This is a genomic window from Kitasatospora sp. NPDC051914 (assembly GCF_040680995.1).
Classification (GTDB): Bacteria; Actinomycetota; Actinomycetes; order Streptomycetales; family Streptomycetaceae; genus Kitasatospora.
This window is the reverse complement of sequence record NZ_JBFAXX010000002.1, coordinates 183,032-208,993: the sequence shown is the minus strand read 5'-3', so window position 1 is coordinate 208,993 and position 25,962 is coordinate 183,032. Positions and strand designations below refer to the sequence as shown.

The following is a 25,962-nucleotide window of genomic DNA, read 5'->3' as shown; positions in this document are numbered from 1 at the left end:
GCAAGGAGCCCGCTCACGTGTCCGTCTTCGACAAGATCCTGCGCGCAGGCGAGGGTAAGATCCTCCGCAAGCTGCAGCGGATTGCCGCCCAGGTCAACTCGATCGAAGAGGACTTCGTCAACCTCAGCGACGACGAGCTGCGCGCACTGACCGACGAGTACAAGGCCCGCCTCGAAGAGGGCGAGAGCCTGGACGACATCATGCCGGAGGCCTTCGCGACCGTCCGCGAGGCCGCCAAGCGCGTGCTGGGCCAGCGCCACTACGACGTGCAGATCATGGGCGGCGCCGCGCTGCACTACGGCTACGTCGCCGAGATGCGCACCGGCGAGGGCAAGACCCTGGTCGGCACCCTGCCCGCGTACCTCAACGCGCTGACCGGCAAGGGCGTCCACCTGATCACCGTCAACGACTACCTCGCCGAGCGCGACTCGGAGTGGATGGGCCGGGTGCACCGCTTCCTCGGCCTCGAGGTCGGCGTGATCCTGGCGAACATGTCGCCGGCCGAGCGCAAGCGCCAGTACGGGATGGACATCACGTACGGCACGAACAACGAGTTCGGCTTCGACTACCTGCGCGACAACATGGCCTGGTCGAAGGACGAGCTCGTCCAGCGCGGCCACAACTTCGCGATCGTCGACGAGGTCGACTCGATCCTCATCGACGAGGCCCGCACCCCGCTGATCATCTCGGGCCCGGCCGACCAGGCCACCAAGTGGTACAACGACTTCGCCAAGCTGGTGCTGCGCCTCAAGCGCGACCGCGACTACGAGGTCGACGAGAAGAAGCGCACGGTCGGCATCCTGGAGGACGGCGTCGGCCGGGTCGAGGACTACCTCGGCATCGACAACCTCTACGAGTCGGTGAACACCCCGCTGGTCGGCTTCCTCAACAACGCCATCAAGGCGAAGGAGCTCTACAAGGCGGACAAGGACTACGTCGTCATCAACGGCGAGGTCATGATCGTCGACGAGCACACCGGCCGCATCCTGGCCGGCCGCCGCTACAACGAGGGCATGCACCAGGCGATCGAGGCCAAGGAGGGGGTGGAGGTCCAGAACGAGAACCAGACCCTGGCCACCATCACCCTGCAGAACTTCTTCCGCCTCTACGACAAGCTGTCCGGCATGACCGGTACCGGCACCACCGAGGCCGCCGAGTTCCACCAGATCTACAAGCTCGGCGTGGTGCCGATCCCCACCAACAAGACGCCGCGCCGCATCGACCAGCCCGACCTCATCTACAAGTCGGAGCCGGCCAAGTTCGCCGCCGTCGTCGAGGACATCGCCGAGAAGCACGAGAAGGGCCAGCCGGTCCTGGTCGGCACCGTCTCGGTCGAGAAGTCCGAGTACCTCTCCCAGGAGCTGCGCAAGCGCGGCATCCCGCACGAGGTGCTGAACGCCAAGCACCACGAGCGCGAGGCGCAGATCGTCGCGCAGGCCGGCCGCAAGGGCGCTGTCACCGTCGCCACCAACATGGCCGGCCGCGGCACCGACATCATGCTCGGCGGCAACGCCGAGCACCTGGCCGCCGCCGAGCTCGCCCAGCGCGGCATCAACCCGGAGGACACCCCGGAGGAGTACGAGGCCGCCTTCCCGAGCGCGCTGGACAAGGCCAAGGAGGCCGTCAAGGCCGAGCAGCTGGAGGTCCAGGAGCTCGGCGGCCTGTACGTGCTCGGCACCGAGCGCCACGAGTCCCGCCGCATCGACAACCAGCTCCGCGGCCGCTCCGGCCGCCAGGGCGACCCGGGCGAGTCCCGCTTCTACCTGTCGCTCGGCGACGACCTGATGCGCCTGTTCAAGGCCGGCATGGTCGAGCGCGTGCTCTCCATGGCGAACGTCCCGGAGGACGTGCCGATCGAGTCCAAGATGGTCACCCGCGCCATCGCCTCCGCGCAGACCCAGGTCGAGCAGCAGAACTTCGAGATCCGCAAGAACGTCCTCAAGTACGACGAGGTCCTCAACCGCCAGCGCGAGGTCATCTACGGCGAGCGCCGCCGCGTCCTGGAGGGCGAGGACCTGCAGGAGCAGGTCGGCCACTTCATGGACGACACCGTCGAGGCGTACGTCAACGCCGCCACCGGCGAGGGCTTCGAGGACGACTGGGACCTCGAGAAGCTCTGGACGGCCCTCAAGCAGCTCTACCCGATCTCCCTGGACCTGGACGAGCTGGAGGAGGAGGCCGGCGGCACCGCCGGGCTCACCCCCGAGTTCCTCACCCGGACCATCCAGGAGGACGTGCAGGCCGCCTACGGCCGCCGCGAGGACCAGCTCGGCGAGCAGATCATGCGCGAGCTGGAGCGCCGCGTCGTCCTGTCGGTGCTGGACCGCCGCTGGCGCGAGCACCTCTACGAGATGGACTACCTGCAGGAGGGCATCGCCCTGCGCGCCTACGCGCAGCGCGACCCGCTGGTCGAGTACCAGCGCGAGGGCTACGACATGTTCGCCGCCATGATGGAGGGCATCAAGGAGGAGTCCGTCGGCTACCTGTTCAACCTGGAGGTCCAGGTCGAGCAGCAGGTCGAGGAGGTGCCGGTCGCCGAGGACGCCGTCGCGCTGGAGAAGGCCGACGCCCGCCCGGAGATCAAGGCCAAGGGCCTGGAGGCCCCGGCCCGCCAGCGCCTGCACTACACCGCGCCGACCGTCGACGGCGACGACACCGTCATCGAGGGCGACTTCGAGGACTCCGTGGTGGACGAGGGCGACGGGATGACCCGCGCCGAGCGCCGCCGCGCCGCGAAGGCCGGCCGCGGCCGGCGCCGCAAGGCCTGACACCTGCAGAGCCCGTCCGCAGGGCGCCGCACCCCGCACCGGGGCGCGGCGCCCTGCGGCGTTCCCGGCACGGTGCGGCCCGTCAGCGCGCCTCCACCGCGGCGCACTGCCACTGCTCGGTGCGCCGGTGCCGCTCCAGCCGGAAGGCCACCATGTGGTGGCGCGGGCCGAACTCCACCCGGACGCACACCTCCAGCGCGTCCGGCGCCGGAGCCGAGTCGTACACCCGCCCCAGCCGGGTCTGCGGCGCCCGGCCGCGGGGCCGCAGCGGGCCCGTCCGCACCAGCGCGGTGAGCTGCTGGTACCCGTGCAGGGTGGTGTGCCGCTGGAGCTGGCCCGCCGGGCGGACCCCGGTCAGCACCTCGACCAGCCGCTGGGCGAAGCGTGCCGCCAGATCGCCCTGACCCGCCCCGCGGGAGGGCGCGCAGCCCGTGCGCGGCCGGTGCGGGGCGCGCGGCCCGGCGGCCGCCGGGTGGCCGGGCGGCGGTGCGGCGTGCCGGCCCGGGTGGGCGTGGCGGACGGGCCGGCGCGGCTGCGGGCGCCCGGGCACGTGCACCAGCGGGCGGACCAGCGGCGCGGCGGCCCGGCTCCCGGTGTGTGCGGCGGGGGCGGTGCTGCAGTGCTCGGCCATGGGGACCGACCTCCTGTCGGGCTGGCTCCGGCGGGGTTGTCGCCCCCTGTGCTACCGGGCCGGTGCGGCGCTCTCAAGAACCCTCCGGCGGGCGTCGGGGAGCGGCCGCCATGTCACCTATCCGGGTGATGTCCGCTGTGGCGGTGGGCCCGGCAGGCCGCTGGGCGTGGCGCCGCGTTGACGTGCACCGGGGTTCCGGCGGTGCACGAAGGAGTACGGACGCGCCGGGTGAATCCGCAGTGCGGGGCGGCCGGGCGAACGGACCTACCGCCCGGTAGGGCGGAGGATCGGCAGGCAGGAGACCCCAGGGAGGCGGCATGGTGACCGAGGTGACCACCGGCGACGGCCAGGTGGCGGGACGCGGCGCGGGCGGCCCGCGGCGCGGCCTGGTGCTGGGCGGCGGCGGCATGCTCGGCGCGGCCTGGACGGTCGGTGCGCTCTGCGCCGTGGAGGAGGCCACCGGCTGGCGGCCCGGCGCCGCCGACGTGATCCTCGGGACGTCGGCCGGCGCCATCCTCGGCTCGATGCTCGCCGCCGGGGTCGAGCCCGGCCACCTGAGGGACCACCAGCGCGGGCTGCCGATCACCGGCGGCCCGCTGGCCGGGGTCGAGTTCGACTACGACACGGCGGCCGGCGGCGCGATGCCGCGCCGCCCCGCGGCCGGCATCGGCTCGCCCGGGCTGCTGCGCGACGCCGTCCGGCACCCCCGCGACTACCCCTTCCTCACCATGGTCTCCGCCGTCGTCCCGCCCGGCCGGGGCTCGGTCGCCCCGGTCGGAGAGCTCGTACGGGCGCTCACCGGCGGCGACGGCTGGCCCGACGGCTCCCCGCTGCGGGTGGTCGCGGTCGACTACCGCAGCGGCCGCCGGGTGGTCTTCGGCGACGCCGGGGCGCCGGTCGCGCCGGTCGCCGACGCGGTGATGGCCTCCTGCGCGATCCCCGGCTGGTTCGCCCCGGTCGAGCTCGCGGGCGCCCCGTACGTGGACGGCGGCTGCTGGTCGGCCACCAACGCCGACCTGATGGCCGCCCGCGGCCTCGACGAGGTCTACGTGCTCGCGCCGATGGCACTGCGGCTGCACCCCGAGGGGCGCGCCGAGCCGGGCCGCGGCGCGGTCGCCGCGCTGCGCGAGTGGCGGGCCCGGGACCGTCCGCGCGGCATGCTCGCCCAGCTGGTCAGCCGCTACCGCCGGACGGTCACCCGGCAGATGATGCGCGAGGCCCGCGAACTGCGGGCGGCCGGCACCAGGGTGCAGCTGCTCGCCCCCACCCTCGCCGACCTGGCGGTGATGGGGCCCAACATGATGGACCCGGCCCGGCGCCCCGAGGTGCTGGACTCGGCGCTGAGCACCACCCTGGCCGCGCTGCGGTGAGCCGGTTGCGGCGGCGGCCTTGTGCAGAGCGGGCGGTGCGGTGATCACCGGCCCCGTATCCTTGGGGGGCGGCGGGCGCGGGCCCGACGGCCCGCATGACCCAGAAGCGGAGTGCCACCGATGCGCGTGTACGTGCCGACCACGTTGACCGGCCTTGCGGCGGCGCACCCCGGCGGCGTCCTGGAGCAGGTGGCGGCGTACGCCGTCACGCCGGCGCTGCGCGAGTGGTACGTCAGCGACGACCTGGAGGAACTGGAGTACGCGGCGCTGAACCGGGCCGCCCAGGCCTCGCTGCGGCTGCTGTCCGCGGACCCGGCGGCGCCGCGCCGCCGCGTGGTGCTGGCGGTGGAGGTCGCGGACTCCGCGGTCGGGCCGTTCGCCGGGGACGAGTACCAGGACCAGGCCTCGCTCGGCCGGGTCGTGCTGCACGGCCCGGTGCCGCTGGCGAAGGCCGCCGCGGTGCACGCCGACGCGGCCGATGAGGACGTGGTCGCCGACGTGACGGCGGCCGCCGCCGCCATCCAGGCCGCCGACAAGGGCGATGAGGACGCCCAGTTCACCGTCGACGGCGCCGAGGACCACGAGCTGCTCTGGTTCGCGACGCAGGAGATCCCGGGCCTGCTGGCCTGACCGTCACCGGCGGGAGGTAGCGTTCCCAGGATGCGCACGCACATCGTCTGGGACTGGAACGGCACGCTCTTCCACGACATGGAGGCCGTGCTGGCCGCCAGCAACGCCGCCTTCGAGACCGTCGGGCTCCCCCCGCTCAACCTGCAGGAGTACCGGGAGCTCTACGAGATCCCGATCCCGCGCTTCTACCAGCGGCTGCTCGGCCGGATGCCCAGCCAGAGCGAGTGGGAGGCGCTGGACGACGCCTTCCACGACCGGTACCGCGAGCTCAGCCCGGACTGCGGCCTGACCGACGGCGTGCCGGCCCTGCTGACCGGCTGGCGGGCGCAGCCCGGCCGCAGCCAGTCCCTGCTGTCGATGTACGAGCACGAGCGGCTGGTGCCGGTGGTCGACGCCTTCGGCCTGGCCGGGCACTTCCTGCGGGTGGACGGCCGCACCGGCGCGTCCGGCGGCCGCAAGGCGGGCTTCCTGGCCACCCACCTCCGCGGGCTCGGCCCGGGCCTGGAGCCCGCCCGCACGGTGCTGATCGGCGACGCGGTGGACGACGCCGAGGCCGCCCGGGAGTCCGGCATCCACGCGGTGCTGTACACCGGCGGCTCGCACACCCGGCAGAAGCTGGAGGCGGTCGGCGTGCCGGTCGTGGACTCGCTCGCCGAGGCCGTCGCGGTCGCCGAGGAGCTGACCGGCCGACCGGTGGGCTGACGCGCCGGGCGCCCGGCTCGGGGCGTGTCGGCGGGGCACGATCGGCCCGGCGGCGGTCAACCTGGTGGGGCAACCGTCACCGGACGAGTGGAGCCCGCATGCCCCTGGACGCCGTCACGCAGGTCCCCGCCCCCGTCAACGAGCCGGTGCACGGCTACGCCCCCGGCAGCCCCGAACGGGAGCGGCTGGAGCGGAGACTGGACGAGCTGGCCGCCGAGCCCGTCCCGCTGCCGATGACCATCGGCGGCGAGCAGCGGTTCGGCGGCGGCGAGCGGATCGACGTCGTCCAGCCCCACCACCACGCCGCCCGGCTCGGCGTGCTCGGCAACGCCACCCACCAGGACGCCCAGCTCGCGGTGGACGCCGCCCTCGCCGCCGCCCCCGACTGGCGGGCGCTCTCCTTCGACGACCGGGCCGCCGTGTTCCTGCGCGCCGCCGACCTGCTGGCCGGCCCGTGGCGGGAGACGCTGGCCGCCGCGACCATGCTCGGCCAGTCCAAGACCGTGCAGCAGGCGGAGATCGACGCACCCTGCGAACTGGTCGACTTCTGGCGGTTCAACGTGCACTTCGCCCGGCAGATCCTGGCCGAGCAGCCGGAGTCCTCGCCCGGGGTGTGGAACCGCGCGGACCACCGGCCGCTGGAGGGGTTCGTCTACGCCGTCACCCCGTTCAACTTCACCGCGATCGCCGGGAACCTGCCCACCGCCCCCGCACTGATGGGCAACACCGTGGTCTGGAAGCCCTCGCCGACCCAGACGCTCGCCGCCCACCACCTGATGCGGCTGCTGGAGGAGGCCGGCCTGCCGCCCGGGGTGGTCAACCTGGTCACCGGCGACGGCCGCGCCCTCTCCCGGGTCGCCCTCGCCAGCCCCGCCCTGGCCGGGCTGCACTTCACCGGCTCCACCGGGACCTTCCACAGCCTGTGGAAGGAGATCGCCGCCAACCTGGGCCGCTACCGCGGCTACCCGCGGATCGTCGGCGAGACCGGCGGCAAGGACTTCCTGATCGCCCACCCCTCGGCCGACCCGGACGCGCTGCGCACCGCCATGATCCGCGGCGCCTTCGAGTACCAGGGCCAGAAGTGCTCGGCGCTGTCCCGCGCCTACCTGCCGCGCAGCCTGTGGGCCCGGATGCGGGAGGACTTCCTCGCCGAGGTCGACGCGCTGCCCGTCGGCGACGTCACCGACCTCAGCAACTTCATGGGCGCCCTGATCGACCGCCGGGCCTACGAGAAGAACCGCGCCGCGATCGAGCGCGCCGCGCACGACCCGGAGGTGGAGCTCGCCGCGGGCGGCCAGTACGACGACGCCATCGGCTGGTTCGTCCGCCCGACCGTGCTGGTCTGCGGGGACGGCCGCAACGAGGTCTTCCGCACCGAGTACTTCGGCCCGATCCTGGCCGTCCAGGTGTACGAGGACGCCGACTGGGAAGCCGCCCTGGGGCGAGTGGACACCGATGCGCCCTACGCGCTGACCGGGGCGGTGGCCGCCCGCGACCGGTACGCGATCGCGCAGGCCGTGGAGCGCCTGCGCTTCGCCGCCGGGAACCTCGCCATCAACGACAAGCCGACCGGGGCGGTCGTCGGGCAACAGCCGTTCGGCGGCGGACGCGCCTCCGGCACCAACGACAAGGCGGGCGCCGCCCAGAACCTGCTCCGCTGGACGTCCACCCGCTCGATCAAGGAGACCTTCGTGCCGCCCACCGATTACGGCTATCCGCACATGAGGTGACAGCTGCGAAACAGCTGGCAGGGGCTGACAGGAAGTGACCCGCCGGTTTGGACAAGGTGTCCAGTAGGGCGTCGGCATCCTGCAGGATTGCTCCTCTGTGTCCCCTGACACCTTCGTTTCGTCAGGTTAGGCTGACTGGCGTCGCCGGGGGCTTTCCCGCTGGCCAAACGACCTGTCGTACCCAGGTGCAGGGCTTCTCATGCGTGGCACGAGCGGTTTTCGCCCTTGGATACGCGAGTATGGCGGACGGACCCGGCGGTGCACACCCAGTCATCACCGAGTCACGCAACGGCGCGCGACAGGAGCCAAACAGCCATGCAGACCAAGCTGGACGCAGCCAAGGCCGAACTGCTCACGAAGGCAGCAGCAGCCGCTGAGAACAGCCAGGTGGGGGGAGCGGCGCCAGGGGAGGGGCTGAGCAACGGCGCTCTGGCCACGTACCTGCACCACTACTACCTCCACACCGCGCCCGAGGACCTCGTCGACCGCGACCCGGTCGACGTGTACGGCGCGGCCGCCTCCCACTACCGGCTCGGCCTCAAGCGGCCCCAGGGGACGGCAGAGGTCCGGGTGCACACCCCGACCGTCGAGGAGAACGGCTGGTCCTGCGGCCACACCGTGGTCGAGGTCGTCACCGACGACATGCCCTTCCTCGTCGACTCCGTCACCAACGAGCTGACCCGCCTCGACCGCGGCATCCACCTGGTGGTCCACCCCCAGCTGGCCGTCCGCCGCGACATCACCGGCAAGCTGCTGGAGATCCTCGACATCGACGCCTGCTCGCGCAGCCAGGCCGCCGGCGCCGAGTGGCCCGCCGACGCCGTCGTCGAGTCCTGGATGCACATCGAGATCGACCGGGAGACCGACCGGGCGGACCTCCGCTCGATCGAGACCAACCTGCGCCGCATCCTCGGCGACGTCCGCGAGGTCGTCGAGGACTGGTCCAAGATGCGCGACTCCGCGCTGCGCCTGGCCGACGAGCTCGCCGAGCAGCCCCCGGCCCACCTGCCCGAGCAGGAGGTCGGCGAGGCCTGGGAGCTCATGCGCTGGCTGGCCGACGACCACTTCACCTTCCTCGGCTACCGCGAGTACGACCTGGTCGAGCACCAGGGCGAGGAGGTCCTCAAGGCCGTCGCCGGCACCGGCCTCGGCATCCTGCGGGCCGACCCGCTGAGCCACGACAGCGACCACCACCCGGTCAGCGAGGCCTTCGGCCGGCTCTCGGCCCCCGTCCGCGCCAAGGCGCACGAGAAGAAGCTCCTCGTGCTCACCAAGGCCAACAGCCGCGCCACCGTGCACCGCCCCGCCTACCTCGACTACGTCGGCGTGAAGAAGTTCGACGCCAACGGCGAGGTCGTCGGCGAGCGCCGCTTCCTCGGCCTGTTCTCCTCCGCCGCGTACACCGAGTCGGTCACCCGCATCCCGGTCGTCCGCCGCAAGGTCCAGGAGGTAGTCTCCGGCTCCGGCTTCTCCGGCGACAGCCACGACGGCCGCGACCTGCTGCAGATCCTGGAGACCTTCCCCCGGGACGAGATGTTCCAGACCCCGGCCGCGGAGCTCCAGGCGATCGCCACCAACGTCCTCTACCTGCAGGAGCGCCGCCGGCTGCGGCTGTTCCTCCGTCAGGACGAGTACGGGCGCTACTTCTCCGCGCTGGTCTACCTGCCGCGCGACCGCTACACCACCCGCATCCGGCTGCGCCTGACCGAGATCCTCAAGGAGGAGCTCAGCGGCCACGCGATCGACTACACGGTGTACGCCACCGAGTCGGTCCTCACCCGCCTGCACTTCGTCGTCCGCGTCGCCCCCGGCACCGAGCTGCCCCAGCTCACCGACGCCGAGGTCGAGCGGATCGAGGCCAAGCTCGCCGAGGCCGCCCGCTTCTGGATGGACGGCTTCAACGACCAGCTGCACATCGAGCTGGGCGAGGAGCGCGCCGCCGAGCTGTCCCACCGCTACGGCAACGCCTTCCCCGACGGCTACCGCGCGGACTTCACCGCCCGCACCGCCGTCGCCGACCTCAAGCAGATCGAGTCCCTGCAGGGCGAGGGCGACTTCCGGCTCAACCTGTACCAGCCGGTCGGCGCCGGCGACGACGAGCGCCGCTTCAAGATCTACCGGGTCGGCGGGCCGATCTCGCTCACCGAGGTCCTGCCGGTGCTGCAGCGCCTCGGCGTCGAGGTCCTCGACGAGCACCCCTACGCGCTGCGCCGCTCCGACGGCACCACCGCGTGGGTGTACGACTTCGGCCTGCGGCTGCGCGAGGCCACCGAGCTCACCGACGAGGCCCGCGAGCGCTTCCAGGAGGCCTTCTCCGCCACCTGGACGGGCAAGGCCGAGAACGACGGCTTCAACGGCCTCGTCCTCACCGCCGGCCTGACCTGGCGCCAGGCCACGGTGCTGCGCGCCTACGCCAAGTACCTCCGCCAGGCCGGGAGCACCTTCTCCCAGGACTACATGGAGGACGCGCTCCGCAACAACGCCCACACCACCCGCCTGCTGGTCAACCTCTTCGAGGCCCGGCTCAGCCCCAGCCACCGGCTGGGCGCCGACGAGCTGACCGAGGGCCTGATGGAGGAGCTGGACGGCGCGCTCGACGAGGTCGCCTCGCTCGACGAGGACCGCATCCTGCGCTCCTTCCTGCACCTGATCAAGGCCACCCTGCGGACGAACTTCTTCCAGCACGCCGATGACGGCGCCTGGCACTCCTACGTGTCGATGAAGTTCGACCCCAAGGCCATCCCGGACCTCCCCGCGCCGCGCCCCGCCTTCGAGATCTGGGTGTACTCGCCCCGCGTCGAGGGCGTCCACCTGCGGTTCGGCAAGGTCGCCCGAGGCGGCCTGCGCTGGTCCGACCGCCGCGAGGACTTCCGCACCGAGATCCTCGGCCTGGTCAAGGCCCAGATGGTCAAGAACACCGTCATCGTCCCGGTCGGTGCCAAGGGCGGCTTCGTCGCCAAGCAGCTGCCGGACCCGGCGGTGGACCGCGAAGCCTGGCTCGCCGAGGGCATCGCCTCGTACAAGACCTTCATCTCGGCGCTGCTCGACATCACCGACAACCTCAGGGGCGGCGAGGTCGTCCACCCGGTCGACGTCGTCCGCCACGACGAGGACGACACCTACCTCGTCGTCGCCGCCGACAAGGGCACCGCCACCTTCTCCGACATCGCCAACGGCGTCGCCGAGGCGTACGGCTTCTGGCTGGGCGACGCCTTCGCCTCCGGCGGCTCCGCCGGCTACGACCACAAGGGCATGGGCATCACCGCCCGCGGCGCCTGGGAGTCCGTCAAGCGCAACTTCCGCGAACTCGGCGTCGACACCCAGTCCGAGGACTTCACCGTCGTCGGCATCGGCGACATGTCCGGCGACGTCTTCGGCAACGGCATGCTGCTCAGCGAGCACATCCGCCTGGTCGCCGCCTTCGACCACCGGCACATCTTCCTCGACCCGAACCCGGAGGCGGCGGTCTCCTACGCCGAGCGCCGCCGACTGTTCGACCTGCCGCGCAGCTCCTGGGACGACTACGACAAGTCGCTGATCTCCGCCGGCGGCGGCGTCTTCCCGCGCACCGCCAAGGCGATCCAGCTCTCCCCGCAGGTCCGCGAGCGCCTCGGCATCCAGCAGGCCAAGCTCACCCCGGCCGAGCTGATGAAGGCCATCCTGCAGGCGCCCGTCGACCTGTTCTGGAACGGCGGCATCGGCACCTACGTCAAGGCCTCCACCGAGACCAACGCCGAGGTCGGCGACAAGGCCAACGACGCCATCCGGGTCGACGGCAACCAGGTCCGCGCCCGGGTCATCGGCGAGGGCGGCAACCTGGGCTGCACCCAGCTCGGCCGCATCGAGTTCGCCGCGAACGGCGGCCCCGAGAACACCGGCGGCTGGATCAACACCGACGCCATCGACAACTCGGCCGGCGTGGACACCTCCGACCACGAGGTGAACATCAAGATCCTGCTCAACCAGGTCGTCGCCGACGGTGACATGACGGTCAAGCAGCGCAACGCCCTGCTCGCCGAGATGACCGACGAGGTCGGCCGCCTCGTCCTGCGCAACAACTACGCGCAGAACGTGGTGCTCGCCAACGCCGTCGCCCAGGCGACCAGCATGGTCAACGTGCACGCCCGCATGATCAGCCGGCTGGAGTCCGCCGGGCAGCTCGACCGGGCCCTGGAGTTCCTGCCCACCGAGAAGCAGATCCGCGAGCGCCAGCAGACCGGCCGCGGGCTCTCCCAGCCCGAGCTGTCCGTCCTGCTCGCCTACACCAAGATCACGCTGGCCGACGAGCTGCTCGCCACCGAGCTGCCCGACGACCCGTACTTCCGCTCCGCGCTGCACCAGTACTTCCCGAGCGCGCTGCGGGCCCGGTTCGCCGACGCGATCGACAACCACCCGCTGCGCCGGGAGATCATCACCACCCTGATCGTCAACGACACGATCAACCGCGGCGGCTGCACCTTCGCCTTCCGGCTCCGCGAGGAGACCGGCGCGACGATGGAGGAGATCGCCCGCACCCACGCGGCGGCCCGCGCCGTCTTCGGCCTGGAGCAGCTCTGGGACGAGATCGAGCACCTGGACACCCGGGTCGGTGCCCGGGTGCAGACCAAGATGCGCCTGCACGTCCGCCGGCTCGTCGAGCGCGCCACCCGGTGGATGCTCAACAACCGCCGCCAGCCGCTGGACATCGCCGGCACCATCGAGTTCTTCCACGACCGCGTCAACCAGGTCTGGGACAGCCTGCCCAAGCCGCTCCGCGGCGAGGACGCGGCCTGGTTCGACTCGATCTACGAGGAGCTCGCCGGCGCCGGCGTGCCGGACGCCCTGGCCACCCGGATCGCCGGTCTCTCCTCGGCCTTCCCGACGCTCGACATCGTCGGCGTCGCGGACCGCTCCGAGGCGGACGTCATGGAGGTCGCCGAGCTCTACTACGACCTCGCCGACCGCCTGCAGATCACCCACCTGCTCGACCGCATCATCGAGCTCCCGCGGACCGACCGCTGGTCCTCGATGGCCCGTGCGGCCATCCGCGAGGACCTCTTCGCGGCGCACGCGGCGCTCACCGCGGACGTGCTGGCCTGCGGCCCCGAGGGCTCCTCGCCCGAGGACCGCTACCGGGCCTGGTCCGACCTCAACGGCACCCTGCTGAGCCGGGCCAAGACCACCCTCGACGACATAAGGGGTTCGGACAACTACGAGCTGTCCAGCCTCTCGGTCGCGATGCGGGTGATCCGCACCCTGCTGCGCACCGGCCGCTGACGGCCACCGGGCCCGGACGGGCTACTCGGGGGCGCGGGGAACCGCGTGCGTCGGAAGGTTCGGCATCGAGCCTTCCGGTCCGCGCGGTTCCCCGCGCCCCCGTTCGGCCGTCCGCGTCCTGAAGGTGTCGCGGTAGGCACTCGGGGGAACGCCGACCTGGCGGCGGAAGAGGGTCCGGAGGTTGGCCGGGGTGCCCAGGCCGGACCGGCGGGCGACGGTCTCCATGGGGGCGTCGGAGCCCTCCAACAGCTCCCGGGCGCGGTCGATCCGGGCTTCCAGCAGCCACTGCATCGGCGGCATCCCGGTCTCCTCGTGGAACCGCCGGATCAGCGTGCGCCGGGACAGGCAGGCCTCGCGGGCCAGCCGGTCCACGGTGAGCGGCTCGTCCAGGTGCCGCAGCGCCCACGCCCGGACGCCGTCCAGCGGCCCGGAGCGGGCGGCCGGGGCCGGCCGGTCGATGTACTGGGCCTGGCCGCCGGTGCGGTGCGGCGCGGCCACCAGCGACCGGGCCCGCCGGTTCGCGGCCGCCGCCCCGGAGTCCCGGCGGACGATGTGCAGGCACAGGTCGATGCCCGCCGCCACGCCGGCCGAGGTCAGCACGTCGCCCTCGTCGACGTAGAGCACGTCCTCCTCCACCGTCACCTCGGGGTGCGCCCGGGCGAGTTCGGCCGTGTGCTGCCAGTGTGTGGTGGCCCGCCGGCCGTCCAGCAGGCCGGTGCCGGCCAGGACGAAGGCGCCGGTGCAGATGGAGACCATCCGGGTGCCGCGGGCGGCGGCCGCGGCCAGGGCGGCGCGCACCGGTTCCGACGGCGGCCCGGGCCGGGCCTGGCCGGGCACGACGACGGTGTCCGCCGAGGCCAGTGCCTCCAGCCCGTGTTCGACCAGCAGTGCGGGCCCGCCCTCGACGGGCACCGGCCCGGGCGTCTCGGTGCACACCGTCAGGGTGTAGGTGCCGTCCCAGTTGCCGAAGGTCTGGACGGGGATGCCGTAGTCGAGCGCCAGCACGCCGGGCAGGGCGAGCACGACGATCCGGTGCGGTGCGGGGGCCTCGGACATGGCACGATCCTATCGGCACGTGGCATTCGTGCCACTGACCGCGCGGCGGCCCGGCTCACTACGGTCGAAACATGACTTCCGTTCCCGAACTCCCCGGCACGCCCCTGGCCCTCCGCACGATCGAGCACGTCCGTGCCCACGTCACCGAATCGGTGGCCAACCACAGCTTCCGCAGCTACGTCTTCGCGATGCTGCACGCCGAGCACGAGGGGATGCGGCCCGGCGCCGACTTCGACCCGGACCTGCTGTTCCACGCCTGCGCCATGCACGACCTCGGCACCTCGCCGAAGGCGGAGGGCGTGCAGCGGTTCGAGGTCGAGGGCGCCGACATGGCGGCCGCGTTCCTCACCGACCACGGGGTGGGCGCGGCCGGCGCCGACCTGGTGTGGGAGGCGATCGCCCTGCACTCCTCGCCCGGCATCGCCGAGCGCCGCGGGCCGCTCACCCGCCTGACCCGGGCCGGCATCGGCATGGACTTCGGGCGCGGCACCGACGCCGTCACCGACGCCCAGGGCCGGGAGATCCACGACCGCCACCCGCGTCTGCGGATGGTTGCCTCGCTGGTCGACGAGATCGTCCGGCACGCGGGCCGGGGCGCGCTGACCGCACCCCGGTACAGCCTCCCCGGCGAGCTCGCCCGCGAGCGGGGCGAGGCCGGGCACCCCACCGAGCTGGAGCTGACGGCGGCCTTCTCCCGCTGGGGCGAGTGAGTGCCCGGGAGGGGCGAGCACCCGTACGGGTGAGCACCGCGCGCGGGCCGGTCGTCAGCCCTGGGCGGCCGCCCGCTGCAGGGCGCTGGCCAGCAGCGCCAGGTCGGTGGGGCCGTTGCCCAGCTCGCGCACCGGGCGGCGGGTCGGCGGCAGGCCGAGCTGCAGCGGGTCTATCGCGACGACGGTCGGCCGCAGTGTCGACGTCCGCGGGATCCGGCCGCTGACCCGGGCGGTCTGGAAGGCCGTCACTCCGCCGTCCGGGCGCCGCAGGTAGCCGCGGCCCGGGGTCTCCTCGGGCAGCGCCGCCGCGTCCGGCAGGTGGATCAGCTGGTCGGACTCGGCCGGGTGGTCGGTGCGCAGCGCGATCCGGACCTGGGCGGCCTCGTCGATCTCGGTGCCGACCGTGCGGTCCGGTGCGCCGGTCGCGGCGACCAGGTGCATGCCGAGCCGCCCGCCGCGTTCGGCGACGGCGGCGAGCGCCCGGGACAGCGGCCGGCCGGCCGGGGAGGTCGGCGCGTACAGGGCGTCGAGGTCGTCGACGACCACCACCATCCGGGGCAGCTCCTGCCGGGCGGGCGCCGGTGCGTCGTCGGGTGCGGTGCGCTGCTCGACGACCCGGGCGGCCGCGGTCGCGGCCCGGCCGGCGGGACCGCCCGCGGTGACCAGCGCGGGGGCCTTCCGGAGTATCCGCGCGGTGTGCCAGGCGGTGAAGTCCCGGCCGTCGAGCAGCGTCTCGCGGTGCGCCAGCTCGTCCAGCAGGCCCTCGGCGGTGAGCATGGCCTGCCGCGGGTCGGCGGCGGCGTCCAGGTGCGCGGTGACGTGCGGCAGGTCGGTGCAGGCCCGCAGGCCGGCCGCCGGGTCGCGGTCGGCGGGGGAGCGGGACTCCACGACGGTGATCTCCAGCCGCTCCGGGCGCTCCGCCACGGCGAGCGAGGCGACCAGCGTCCGCAGCAGTTCGGTCTTGCCGGAGCCGGCCGCGCCGCCGATCAGCACGTGCGGCCCGCCGTCGGCGCCGTGGCCCTCGGGGGCGTCGGCGTCGGCGAGGTCGACGGTGCACAGGCCGTCCCGGGCGGTGCCCAGCAGGGCCGTCGCCGCACCGGGGCCGTCCGGCAGATCCGCCCAGCGCTCCGAGAGCTTCGACGGGGTGACCGCCTCCAGACGCAGCAGGTCGAGCAGGCGCAGCGCGTCCGGCAGCGGGCCCCGGGAGACCGGGGCGGCCTCGCGCAGCGGGGCGAGGGCCCTGGCCAGGCGCTCCGCCCAGGCGACCGGGACGGCGTCCAGGGCGACGTCCTCGATCCGCTCCCGGGTGCCGCCCGCGGGCAGGTCGACGGTGAGCCGGGTGGCGACCTCGCCGGTCACCACGGCCCGGGCGCCGACGCCCTCGGGGAGGTCGTCGGCGGTGTCCGCGAGGCAGACCGGGAAGACGCCGACGGCCGGGCCCTGCCGCAGCAGCAGGGCGAGGCCCTCCCGGGCGGCCGGAGTGCCCGGGTCGCCGTCGACGAGGACGACGGTGGCCTCCGGGCCGGCCGGGGCGGCGGCGAGCTCGGCGAGCCTGGCCTCCGCCTGCTCGGAGCCGAAGCCGACCAACAGCCGGCAGTCCTGGCCCTGGCCGGGGCGCAGGTGGGGCAGCCACATCGTCCAGTGCCAGTCCGCGGCGCGTTCCTCGTCCCCCGCGACCACGACCAGGGCGAGGCCGCTCGGCGGGTGCAGGACGGCCAGCTGGGCGAGCAGGGCGCGGGTCAGCCCGGCCAGCCGGGGGCGGGGGCCGGCCAGGCCGAGGCTGCCGGCGCTCTGCAGGTCGACGGCGACCGGGACGGCGGGCAGCAGGGTGCCCGGGGCGGTGCCGGACCCGCCGGGCCGGTCGGCGGTGCCGAGCCGCAGGGCGAGGGCGTCGGGGTGGGCCGGGGTGCGCTCCCACAGCCGGGTGCCGTGGCCGAGCGCGGCGAGCAGCAGGGCGGCCGGGTCGGGCCAGCGCTCGCGCCGGGCGGCGGCCTGCCGGGTGCGGGCGGCGGCGTGCTGGGCGGCCGCCTCGGGGGCGGGCGGTGGTGCGGTGCGGCTGCGCCGCAGCGAGAGCAGGCCGCGGCCGCGCCCGCCGGGCACGTGCGGGGCGACCGGGGGCGGCGGCGGGGCGGCGGCGGCGGTGCGCGCGGTGGGCCGCTCGGGGAGCTGGAGGTGGCCTTCGCCGTCCGGCGCGGCCGGGCGCGACCCGGATTTCCCCCCGATGTCCTGGCGGGTCAGCTGCAGGGTGGACTCGCCGAGCCGGACGAGGCCGCCGTCGGGGAGCTCCGCGCTGTCGTCGCGCAGCCAGCGGCCGTCGAGCAGGGTGCCGTTGGTGGAGCCGAGGTCCCGGACGGCGACCGTGCCGTCGGCCAGGTGCAGGGCCAGGTGCAGGCGGGAGACGTCCGGGTCGTCGAGCGGGACGTCGGCCTCGCTGGAGCGGCCGACCCTGATCTCCTCGCCGTGCAGGCGGTGCACGCCGCCGGCGTCCGGGCCGCCGACGACCCGCAGCTCGGCGGCGGCGGGCAGCTCGTCGGGCTCGGTGTCCGGATCGGGCTCGCCGAGGGAGAGCACCGCCCCGTCGATCAGCGGGGGACGGCCGAGCAGCGCCTGGTCGTCCACCCGGTCCGCCCCGGCGTACAGCTGCACGTGCGTGGCGGAGCGCGGGCCGCGCACGCCCGCCGCGCCCGCGAGCGCGCCGGCGACTGCGCCGAGCGCCGTACCGGAGGGGGCCGTGACCAGCACGTCCGTGGACGATCCGGCGCCGGCCGGGCCGCTGCGCGGTCGAAGGACGGTGAGCCGGATCTGCATCTCGCCCGGGTCCCTTCTGCACACGTGTGGTGCCTGCCATCCTGCCACCCTGGAGCGACAGTCCGGGCACGGTACCGGATTTGACGATCTTGCGATCATCGCCCGGGACCGGGCCGACGATACGTCAGTCCGGGCCGCCCCCAGGGGTCGGCCCGGAGACTTCCGGCCGGCATGCGGTGCGCTCGCCTCGGCAAGCCGCCCGGTCACCGTTAGAGTTTGCGAAAACCGCGAAATCGTGGCCACCCTGTCCGATCCCGTCGGGCAGCGGGCCGAGCGACCACAGGAGTACAGGTGCGGCCGGTCGGCAGCAAGTATCTGATCGAGGAGAGCCTCGGGCGCGGGGCCACCGGTACGGTCTTCCGCGGCCGGGTCCGCGACGACGCGGCCGTGCCCGGCCTGGAGCCCGGCCGCGCGGTCGCGGTCAAGGTGCTGCGCGAGGAGCTGGCCACCGACCCGGACGTGGTGATGCGCTTCCTGCGGGAGCGCTCGGTGCTGCTGCGCCTGACCCACCCGAACATCGTCCGGGTGCGCGACCTGGTGGTGGAGGGCGAGCTGCTCGCCCTGGTGATGGACCTCGTCGAGGGCCCCGACCTCTTCCGCTACCTGCGCTCCAACGGCCCGCTCAGCCCGATCGCCGGCGCGCTGCTGATGGCGCAGATCGCCGACGCGCTCGCGGCCAGCCACGCGGACGGCGTCGTCCACCGCGACCTGAAGCCGGCCAACGTGCTGCTGGCCACCACGGCCGGCCCGGACGGCACCGAGCAGATGCACCCGATGCTCACCGACTTCGGGATCGCCCGCCTCGCCGACTCCCCGGGCATCACCCGCACCCACGAGTTCGTCGGCACGCCCGCCTACGTCGCCCCGGAGTCCGCCGAGGGCCGCCCGCAGACCGCCGCGGTCGACGTGTACGGCGCCGGCATCATGCTGTACGAGCTGGTCACCGGCCGCCCGCCGTTCCAGGGCGACGGGCCGATCGCGGTGCTCCAGGCGCACCTCGCGCAGGAGCCCGAGCGGCCCCGCTCGCTGCCCGAGCCGCTGTGGACGGTCATCGAGCGCTGCCTGCGCAAGAACCCGGCCGAGCGCCCCACCTCGACCTCGCTGGCCGAGGCCCTGCGGGTGGTCGCCGCCGGTGTCGGCGTGCACTCCTCGCCCGACGCCGTGGAGGCCGCGCTCGCCGTCGGCGACCTGCTGCTGCCCGACCCGGCCCTGGCCGCCGCCGCGGCTGCGCCCGCCGCGTTCGCCGGCTCGGCCGACGCCACCCAGGTGCTGCCCTCCCGCGGCTTCGACCCGGCCGCCGCCACCCAGGCCTTCGCTTCTCCGGGAGCCGAGGACCGCACCCAGGTGATGGCGCCGCCGCCCGCCGGTGCGGCCGACCGCACCCGGGTGATGCCCCCGCTGCCGCCCACCGCGCCGCCCGGCGAGCCCGAGGCGCCGCACCCGTGGCAGACCCAGCTGCGGGCCGCCCGGGACCGCAACCAGCAGACCCAGATCGGCTACTTCGACCCGGAGGAGCTGGGCAGCCCCCAGGTCGCGCCGCAGCCGTACCAGGCCCCGCAGGGCCGGCCGCCGCAGGGCCGCCCCGCCCAGCAGCCGCCGCAGGGCCGCGGGCAGGGCGGCTACTCCCAGCGGCCGCCGGTGGCCCCGCCGCCGTACCAGGCCCGGCAGAACCCGCCGCAGCCCCCGCAGGGCTACCGGCAGCCCCCGCCGGCCGCGCCGCAGCCGTACCAGGCCGCACCCGCCCCCCAGCCGTACCAGGCGGCACCGGCCCCGCAGGCCTACCCGCCGCCGCAGCCGCCCGCGCCGGCCCGCCGCCAGGAGCCGGCCCCGCAGCGCCGGGCGGAGCCGCCCGCGCCGCCGCAGCGCCGCGAGCCGGCCCCGCGGCGGGAGCCCCGCCCGCGCAGCCGCAACCGGATGTACATCCCGGGCCTCGGCTGCCTCAAGGGCTGCCTGATGGTGCTGCTGATCCTGGCGATCGCGGCGGTGGCGCTGTGGAACTTCACCGACCTGCCGGTGTACTGGGAGAACGTCAAGACCTGGTTCGGTCAGGCGAGCGACTGGGTGAGCGGACTGACCGGGAGCCAGTGACCTGACGGACCGGCAGGTTGCGATTTTGGCGCTTTGTCGACAATTCACGAATTTTCCGTGATTCGACCTGCTCCGGGAGGCCTCCGGCGCCCCCCGGAGGCCTCCCGGGCGCGTAGGTTGGTCGTCGAGCACCGACCTACCGAGCCCACGGAGCAGCATTGGCACGCAAGATCGGCAGCCGCTACACCGTCCACCAGGTGATCGGCCGGGGTTCCGCCGGCACCGTCTGGCTCGGCGAGGGCCCGGACGGGCCGGTGGCCGTCAAGTTGCTGCGCGAGGACCTGGCCTCCGACCAGGTCCTGGTCGGCCGCTTCGTCCAGGAGCGCGCCGCCCTCACCAGCCTCGACCACCCCCGGGTGGTCGGCGTGCACGACATGGTGGTCGACGGCAGCGACCTCGCCCTGGTCATGGACCTCGTCCAGGGCACCGACCTGCGCACCCGGCTGGAGCGCGAGGGCGCGCTCCCCCCGCTGGCCGCCGCCTCGGTGATCGCCGACGTCGCCGACGGCCTGGCCGCCGCCCACGCCGCCGGCATCGTCCACCGCGACGTGAAGCCCGAGAACGTGCTGCTCGACCTCGCCGCCCCGCCCGGCCCCGGTGGCGCCCCCCGCGCCAAGCTCACCGACTTCGGCATCGCCCGCCTCGTCGACGCCCCCCGCCGCACCCGGGCCACCCGGATCATCGGCACCCCCGACTACCTCGCCCCCGAGATCATCGAGGGCCTGGAGCCGCGCGCCGCCGTCGACATCTACGCCCTCGCCACCGTGCTGTACGAGCTGCTGGCCGGCTTCACCCCCTTCGGCGGCGGCCACACCGGCGCCGTGCTGCGCCGCCACGTCACCGAGAGCGTCCCGCCCGTCCCCGGCATGCCGGACGGCCTGTGGCGGATCATCTCCGAATGCCTGGCCAAGGCCCCCGCCTCCCGGCTGCGCGCCGCCGAGCTGGCCTCCCGGCTGCGCGAGCAGCTGCCGGTGCTGGCCGGCCTGCCGCCGCTCGCCGTCCCGGCCCAGCGCGGCCCGGCCGAGGACGTCCCCACCCCGGGCGAGGCCGTCTACGCCGAGATCGACGCCGGCACCGGCACCCACCGCCGCCGGCGCGGCCCGGCCGTGCCGCTCGTCCCCGCCCCCTCGCCGGACTCCACCCGCGACACCCACACCAGCCTGCGCCGCCCCTCCCCGCAGGAGCTCGCCTCCTACGCGGCCGAGTCCCGGGCCCAGCGCTCGGCGGCCCCGGTGACCAGCCACCGGCGCCGCCGCCTGGTGCGCCGCCGCCGGATGCTGGCGGTGCTGATCGCCACCGTGCTGCTGCTCGCCGGCGCCGCCGCCGCGTACAGCGCCTTCGCCGCCGAACCACCCGCCGCGGGGGCCGTACACGCCCTGCTCGGAGTGCCTGCGGCGACCCCCGGCCCCCCGGTGTAGCCGAACGGTCTCCGCGAACCATTACGCTTGAGGGCGTGGCAGCCGTCGATCCTTCCGAAGAGCTCAAGAACCTCGAGACGACCATGGGGTCGATCGAGGCCGTCCTCGACCTGGACAAGATCCGGGCCGACATCGCGACCCTGGAGGAGGAGGCAGCCGTCCCGACCCTCTGGGACGACGTCGCCAACGCGCAGAAGGTCACCAGCCGGCTCTCCTTCCTCCAGGGCGAGCTGCGCAAGTTCGAGACCCTGCGAGGCCGGGTCGACGACCTCGCCGTCCTGTTCGAGCTGGCCGAGGACGAGGACGACGCGGACACCCGCGCCGAGGCCGAGGCCGAGCTGGAGTCGGTCAAGAAGGCCGTCGAGGAGCTCGAGGTCCGCACCCTCCTGTCCGGCGAGTACGACGCCCGCGAGGCCCTGGTCAACATCCGTGCCGAGGCCGGCGGCGTCGACGCCGCCGACTTCGCCGAGCAGCTGATGCGCATGTACCTGCGCTGGGCCGAGCGGCACGGGTACCCGACCGAGGTATACGACACCTCGTACGCCGAAGAGGCCGGCATCAAGTCCGCGACCTTCACCGTCAAGGCCCCGTACGCCTACGGCACCCTCTCCGTCGAGCAGGGCACCCACCGCCTGGTGCGCATCTCCCCGTTCGACAACCAGGGCCGCCGGCAGACCTCCTTCGCCGGCGTCGAGGTGCTCCCGGTCGTCGAGCAGTCCGACCACGTCGACATCGACGAGGGCGACCTCCGCATCGACGTGTACCGCGCCTCCGGCCCCGGCGGCCAGGGCGTCAACACCACCGACTCCGCGGTGCGCATCACCCACCTCCCGACCGGCATCGTGGTCTCCTGCCAGAACGAGCGCTCGCAGATCCAGAACAAGGCCTCGGCGATGAACGTCCTCCAGGCCAAGCTGCTGGAGCGGCGCCGCCAGGAGGAGAAGGCCGCGATGGACGCTCTCAAGGACAGCGGCAGCTCCTGGGGCAACCAGATGCGTTCCTACGTCCTGCACCCGTACCAGATGGTGAAGGACCTCCGCACCGAGCACGAGGTCGGCAACCCGCAGGGCGTCCTCGACGGCGACATCGACGGCTTCATCGAGGCCGGCATCCGCTGGCGCAAGCAGCGGGAGACCGCGAGCTGATCGGTGGGATGACGGCCTCGATGAACATCGAGCACAGCATCGAGGCCGGCATCCGCCGGCGCAAGCAGCGGGAGACCGCGAGCTGATCGGCGCAGACGTGAAAGAAGGGCCCCGGAGCTTCGGCTCCGGGGCCCTTCGGGCGTTTCGGGTCAGGCCAGCGCCTGCCGGGCGATGAGTGCCACCGCGAACAGCGCCGCGATCAGCGCGAGCAGCGTTGCCGGCGTCAGGGCGGCGAAGGGGCCCTGCTGCTCCTGCAGCCGGGCGCGGTTGGCGCGGCACACCGGGCACCGGCCCTCGCTCACGCGGCCGTTGCAGTTGGCGCACACCAGATGGTCGCAGGTCATGCGATCTCCTCCTTGCTGTCACTGCAAACGCACCGGACGGGCCGATGGTTCCGTCCGTCTCTCCACTGTGCCAGGTTCGCAGGCGCTCGGCGCCCGCAGAGCCCGGCTTCCCGGGGGCCTTTGTGAGATAGCTCGCAAAGAACGGCCTGATGATTTCCGGACAGATCGGATCAATCTCCGACGAATCAACGGTCAGTACCCGACCCGGCACTGCAGGTGCGGCCGAGGTTCGCGTATGGTCCCAGACCTGGAGCGGTCGGGGAGGATGCCGCTCCGCCCGCCGCACCCGGTCCGAGGCGCGGACGGACCCACCTAGGATGGCCTCCGTGATGCAGCCGTGATCAGATTCGACAACGTCTCCAAGACCTATCCCAAGCAGAACCGTCCTGCCCTGGACAACGTCTCGCTGGAGATCGAGAAGGGTGAGTTCGTCTTCCTGGTCGGCTCGTCCGGCTCCGGGAAGTCGACCTTCCTCCGGCTCTGCCTGCGCGAGGAGCGGCCCAGCACCGGTGCCGTGCACGTGCTCGGCAAGGACCTCGGCAAGCTGTCCAACTGGAAGGTGCCGCACATGCGCCGCCAGCTGGGCACGATCTTCCAGGACTTCCGCCTGCTGCCGAACAAGACCGTCGCGCAGAACGTCGGTTTCGCGCTGGAGGTCATCGGCAAGCCGCGCAGCGCCATCGCCAAGGTGGTGCCCGAGGTCCTCGAGCTGGTCGGCCTCGGCGGCAAGGAGGACCGGATGCCCGGCGAGCTCTCCGGTGGTGAGCAGCAGCGCGTGGCGATCGCCCGGGCCTTCGTCAACCGCCCGATGCTGCTGATCGCGGACGAGCCGACCGGAAACCTCGACCCGCAGAACTCGGTCGGCATCATGAAGCTCCTCGACCGCATCAACCGCACGGGCACCACCGTGCTGATGGCCACGCACGACCAGGCCATCGTCGACCAGATGCGCAAGCGCGTGATCGAACTCGACAAGGGGCTGCTGGTCCGCGACCAGGCCCGCGGTGTGTACGGCTACCAGAACTAGTCGCCGCCGTAACGCCTGACCGCCCGCCTGCACTGACCCTGGATTGAGAGAAGCATGCGCCTCCAGTTCGTCCTCTCGGAGATCGGCATCGGCCTCCGCCGCAACCTGACGATGACCATCGCGGTCATCGTCAGTGTCGCGCTCTCCCTCGCCCTTGCCGGTGGCAGCCTCCTGGTCCGCGACCAGGTCAACTCGATGAAGGGCTACTGGTACGACAAGGTCGAGGTCAGCATCTCGTTCTGCACCAAGTTCGACATGGCGGCCTCCGCGCAGTGCGCCAGCGGCGCGGCCACCGACGAGCAGGTGGAGTCCGTCAAGGCCAAGCTCGACACGATGAAGCCGCTGGTGGAGAAGGCCACGCTGGAGTCCTCCTCGGAGGCCTACAAGCACTGGAAGGAGTCGAACCCGGACAACCCGCTGCTCGCGGCGGTGGGCCCGGAGGCGATGCCGCAGTCGTGGCGGGTCAAGCTCAGCGACCCGACCAAGTACGACGTCATCCAGAGCGCCTTCGCCGGCAAGCCCGGCGTGAAGTCGGTCGACGACCAGCGCCGCATCCTGGAGAACCTGTTCGGCCTGCTCAACGGCCTGCAGACGGCGGCCTTCGTGATCATGGTGCTGATGCTCTTCGTGGCACTGCTGCTGATCGTCAACACCGTCCGGGTGTCGGCCTTCAGCCGCAGGCGCGAGACCGGCATCATGCGCCTGGTCGGTGCCTCGAACTTCTACGTGCAGATGCCGTTCATCGCGGAGGCCGCGGTGTCCGCCCTGCTGGGCGCCGTGATGGCCTCCGGCCTGCTGCTGCTCGGCCACTTCTTCGTCCAGCACTGGCTGGCCAAGCGGGTGCTGTTCATCCAGTTCATCGGCCTGTCCTCGGTGCTGACGGTGATCCCGCTGCTGGTCGTGGTCGGCATGGTGATGGCCGGCATCGCCGCCTTCTTCACCCTGCGCAAGTACCTCAAGGTCTGACCTGCAGGGCCACGGGCGGCCCCGGACGGCACTGCGCCGTCCGGGGCCGCCCGTGTCGTACCCGGGCGTTCCGTCGCCCCGGCGGGCCGCCGCCGCCTAGACTCCGGTCCATGCCGGGAAGTCCGCGTCGGGTACGCCAGGGAGCCACGCTCACCCTGGTGTTCGGCGTCGTGCTCATGGCCGGCGCCGCGAGCGGTGCCTGGGGCGAGCCGCTGACCGTGCCGCTGCCGCCCTCCATGGACGCCGCCGCGCAGATCGCCGCCGGCCGGGACGTCACCGGGGCCGACCTCAGCCCGCAGCAGGCCGAGCAGCTGGTCGACGCCAGCGGCGACCGCTGGGCGGCCTACCTGAGCCCGCAGGAGTACGCGGACCTGGTGCGCGGCCGCTACCTCGGCGTCGGCCTCTCGGTCGACCGCACCCGCGACGGTTCCACCGCCGTCTCCGCCGTCCAGCCCGGCGGCCCCGCGGCCCGGGCCGGGATCGCCGTCGGCGACCGCCTGGTGTCCGTGGACGGCACCGAGGCCGACGGGCTGCCGGTCACCGAGGTGGTCGCCCGGCTGCGCGGCCGCGCCGAGGACCGGGTGGCCAGGACGGTCGCGGTGACCGTCTCGCGCGGCGCTTCCGCCCCCCGCGAGGTGCTGCTGGGGCGGGCCGTGCTGGCGACCGAGGAGGTCGCCGTGGAGCACCTCCCGGACGGCGTCGTGCGGATCACCGTGCGGGCCTTCACCAGTGGCGTGGCCGAGAAGGTGCGGGCGGCCGCCCAGGGTGCCCGGGCGGTCGTCCTGGACCTGCGGGGCAGCTCCGGCGGCCTGGTCGAGGAGGCGGTCGGCACGGCCTCGGTCTTCCTGGACGGCGGGCCGGTCGCCTCGTACGAGTCCCGCGGGGTGCGGCGCGAGCTGACCGCCGCGTACGGCGGCGACACCGCCACGCCGCTGGTGGTGCTGGTGGACGGCGGCACGATGAGCGCCGCCGAGCTGCTCGCGGGCGCCCTGCAGGACCGCTGCCGGGCCGTCCTGGTGGGGGCCCGGACCTTCGGCAAGGGCACCGTGCAGCAGCCCAGCCGGCTCGCCGACGGCGGCGTCGTCGAACTCACGGTGGGCCGCTACTACACCCCCGAGGGCCGCTCGCCCGACGGCGAGGGGCTGCAGCCCGACGTCCCGGCCGGTCCGGAGTCCGCGACCGGGCTCGCCCTGCACGTCCTGGCGGGCCTCGGGCCGCGCCGCTGAGGCCCCGGCCGCCGGGCCGCGGGCCCGCCGCGCCGCCCCGGCGCAAAAGGGCTGCCGCGCACCGCGCCGAGGTGCGAGAATGACCGC

The 25,962-nt window shown here is 73.6% G+C and carries 17 protein-coding genes; 13 read left to right on the top strand and 4 right to left on the bottom strand.

The window, feature by feature from the left end:
• Positions 1-17 precede the first annotated feature (17 nt).
• Complete coding sequence (gene secA / locus AB0M03_RS03050) at positions 18-2,768, top strand: preprotein translocase subunit SecA (RefSeq protein WP_363487724.1); 2,751 nt, start codon at positions 18-20, stop codon at positions 2,766-2,768.
• An 82-nt stretch (positions 2,769-2,850) separates the two neighbouring features.
• On the opposite strand, the gene AB0M03_RS03045 is transcribed toward secA, so the two are convergent.
• Positions 2,851-3,399 carry an Rv3235 family protein gene (locus AB0M03_RS03045; protein ID WP_363487722.1) on the bottom strand — a complete coding sequence of 183 codons (549 nt, stop codon included), beginning with the start codon at positions 3,397-3,399 and terminating at the stop codon, positions 2,851-2,853.
• A 317-nt stretch (positions 3,400-3,716) separates the two neighbouring features.
• On the opposite strand from AB0M03_RS03045, the gene AB0M03_RS03040 reads away from it, so the two are divergent.
• The 5 genes from AB0M03_RS03040 to AB0M03_RS03020 all read left to right on the top strand — a co-directional run bounded on the left by AB0M03_RS03040 (position 3,717) and on the right by AB0M03_RS03020 (position 13,087).
• Positions 3,717-4,769 (top strand): patatin-like phospholipase family protein, encoded by a 1,053-nt coding sequence (locus AB0M03_RS03040; protein ID WP_363487720.1) that lies wholly within the window; start codon positions 3,717-3,719, stop codon positions 4,767-4,769.
• Positions 4,770-4,889: 120 nt separating this feature from the next.
• A complete protein-coding gene (locus tag AB0M03_RS03035) occupies positions 4,890-5,399 on the top strand; it encodes a hypothetical protein (RefSeq protein ID WP_363487718.1) in 510 nt (169 codons plus the stop codon).
• A gap of 30 nt (positions 5,400-5,429) precedes the next feature.
• On the top strand, positions 5,430-6,101 hold the full coding sequence (locus tag AB0M03_RS03030) for an HAD family hydrolase (RefSeq protein WP_363487716.1): 672 nt from the start codon (positions 5,430-5,432) through the stop codon (positions 6,099-6,101).
• Between the two features lie 104 nt (positions 6,102-6,205).
• Positions 6,206-7,831, top strand: a complete 1,626-nt coding sequence (gene pruA, locus AB0M03_RS03025) for an L-glutamate gamma-semialdehyde dehydrogenase (protein ID WP_363487777.1) — start codon at positions 6,206-6,208, stop codon at positions 7,829-7,831.
• 315 nt (positions 7,832-8,146) lie between these two features.
• A complete protein-coding gene (locus AB0M03_RS03020; RefSeq protein ID WP_363487714.1) occupies positions 8,147-13,087 on the top strand; it encodes an NAD-glutamate dehydrogenase in 4,941 nt (1,646 codons plus the stop codon).
• 21 nt (positions 13,088-13,108) lie between these two features.
• Here the strand turns inward: AB0M03_RS03020 and AB0M03_RS03015 are convergent, their stop codons facing one another.
• On the bottom strand, positions 13,109-14,143 hold the full coding sequence (locus tag AB0M03_RS03015; protein WP_363487712.1) for a helix-turn-helix domain-containing protein: 1,035 nt from the start codon (positions 14,141-14,143) through the stop codon (positions 13,109-13,111).
• A gap of 71 nt (positions 14,144-14,214) precedes the next feature.
• Between AB0M03_RS03015 and AB0M03_RS03010 the strand changes: the two genes are divergently transcribed.
• On the top strand, positions 14,215-14,853 hold the full coding sequence (locus AB0M03_RS03010) for an HD domain-containing protein (RefSeq protein ID WP_363487710.1): 639 nt from the start codon (positions 14,215-14,217) through the stop codon (positions 14,851-14,853).
• Positions 14,854-14,907: 54 nt separating this feature from the next.
• On the opposite strand, the gene AB0M03_RS03005 is transcribed toward AB0M03_RS03010, so the two are convergent.
• The gene (locus AB0M03_RS03005; protein ID WP_363487708.1) at positions 14,908-17,661 is read right to left on the bottom strand and encodes an FHA domain-containing protein; all 2,754 of its coding nucleotides are present in this window, start codon (positions 17,659-17,661) and stop codon (positions 14,908-14,910) included.
• A gap of 291 nt (positions 17,662-17,952) precedes the next feature.
• On the opposite strand from AB0M03_RS03005, the gene AB0M03_RS03000 reads away from it, so the two are divergent.
• The 3 genes from AB0M03_RS03000 (at position 17,953) to prfB (ending at position 22,312) form a co-directional block, all read left to right on the top strand.
• Positions 17,953-19,749, top strand: a complete 1,797-nt coding sequence (locus AB0M03_RS03000) for a protein kinase (RefSeq protein ID WP_363487706.1) — start codon at positions 17,953-17,955, stop codon at positions 19,747-19,749.
• A gap of 158 nt (positions 19,750-19,907) precedes the next feature.
• A complete protein-coding gene (locus tag AB0M03_RS02995; RefSeq protein WP_363487704.1) occupies positions 19,908-21,167 on the top strand; it encodes a serine/threonine-protein kinase in 1,260 nt (419 codons plus the stop codon).
• Between the two features lie 35 nt (positions 21,168-21,202).
• A complete protein-coding gene (prfB, locus tag AB0M03_RS02990) occupies positions 21,203-22,312 on the top strand; it encodes a peptide chain release factor 2 (protein WP_363487702.1) in 1,110 nt (369 codons plus the stop codon).
• Between the two features lie 149 nt (positions 22,313-22,461).
• On the opposite strand, the gene AB0M03_RS02985 is transcribed toward prfB, so the two are convergent.
• Entirely contained in the window at positions 22,462-22,656 is a 195-nt protein-coding gene (locus tag AB0M03_RS02985) for a hypothetical protein (RefSeq protein ID WP_363487700.1), read from the bottom strand.
• A gap of 337 nt (positions 22,657-22,993) precedes the next feature.
• On the opposite strand from AB0M03_RS02985, the gene ftsE reads away from it, so the two are divergent.
• The 3 genes from ftsE to AB0M03_RS02970 all read left to right on the top strand — a co-directional run bounded on the left by ftsE (position 22,994) and on the right by AB0M03_RS02970 (position 25,875).
• The gene (gene ftsE, locus AB0M03_RS02980; RefSeq protein ID WP_363487698.1) at positions 22,994-23,683 is read left to right on the top strand and encodes a cell division ATP-binding protein FtsE; all 690 of its coding nucleotides are present in this window, start codon (positions 22,994-22,996) and stop codon (positions 23,681-23,683) included.
• A 54-nt stretch (positions 23,684-23,737) separates the two neighbouring features.
• Complete coding sequence (gene ftsX / locus AB0M03_RS02975; RefSeq protein ID WP_363487696.1) at positions 23,738-24,649, top strand: permease-like cell division protein FtsX; 912 nt, start codon at positions 23,738-23,740, stop codon at positions 24,647-24,649.
• A 110-nt stretch (positions 24,650-24,759) separates the two neighbouring features.
• A complete protein-coding gene (locus tag AB0M03_RS02970) occupies positions 24,760-25,875 on the top strand; it encodes a S41 family peptidase (protein WP_363487694.1) in 1,116 nt (371 codons plus the stop codon).
• Positions 25,876-25,962 lie beyond the last annotated feature (87 nt).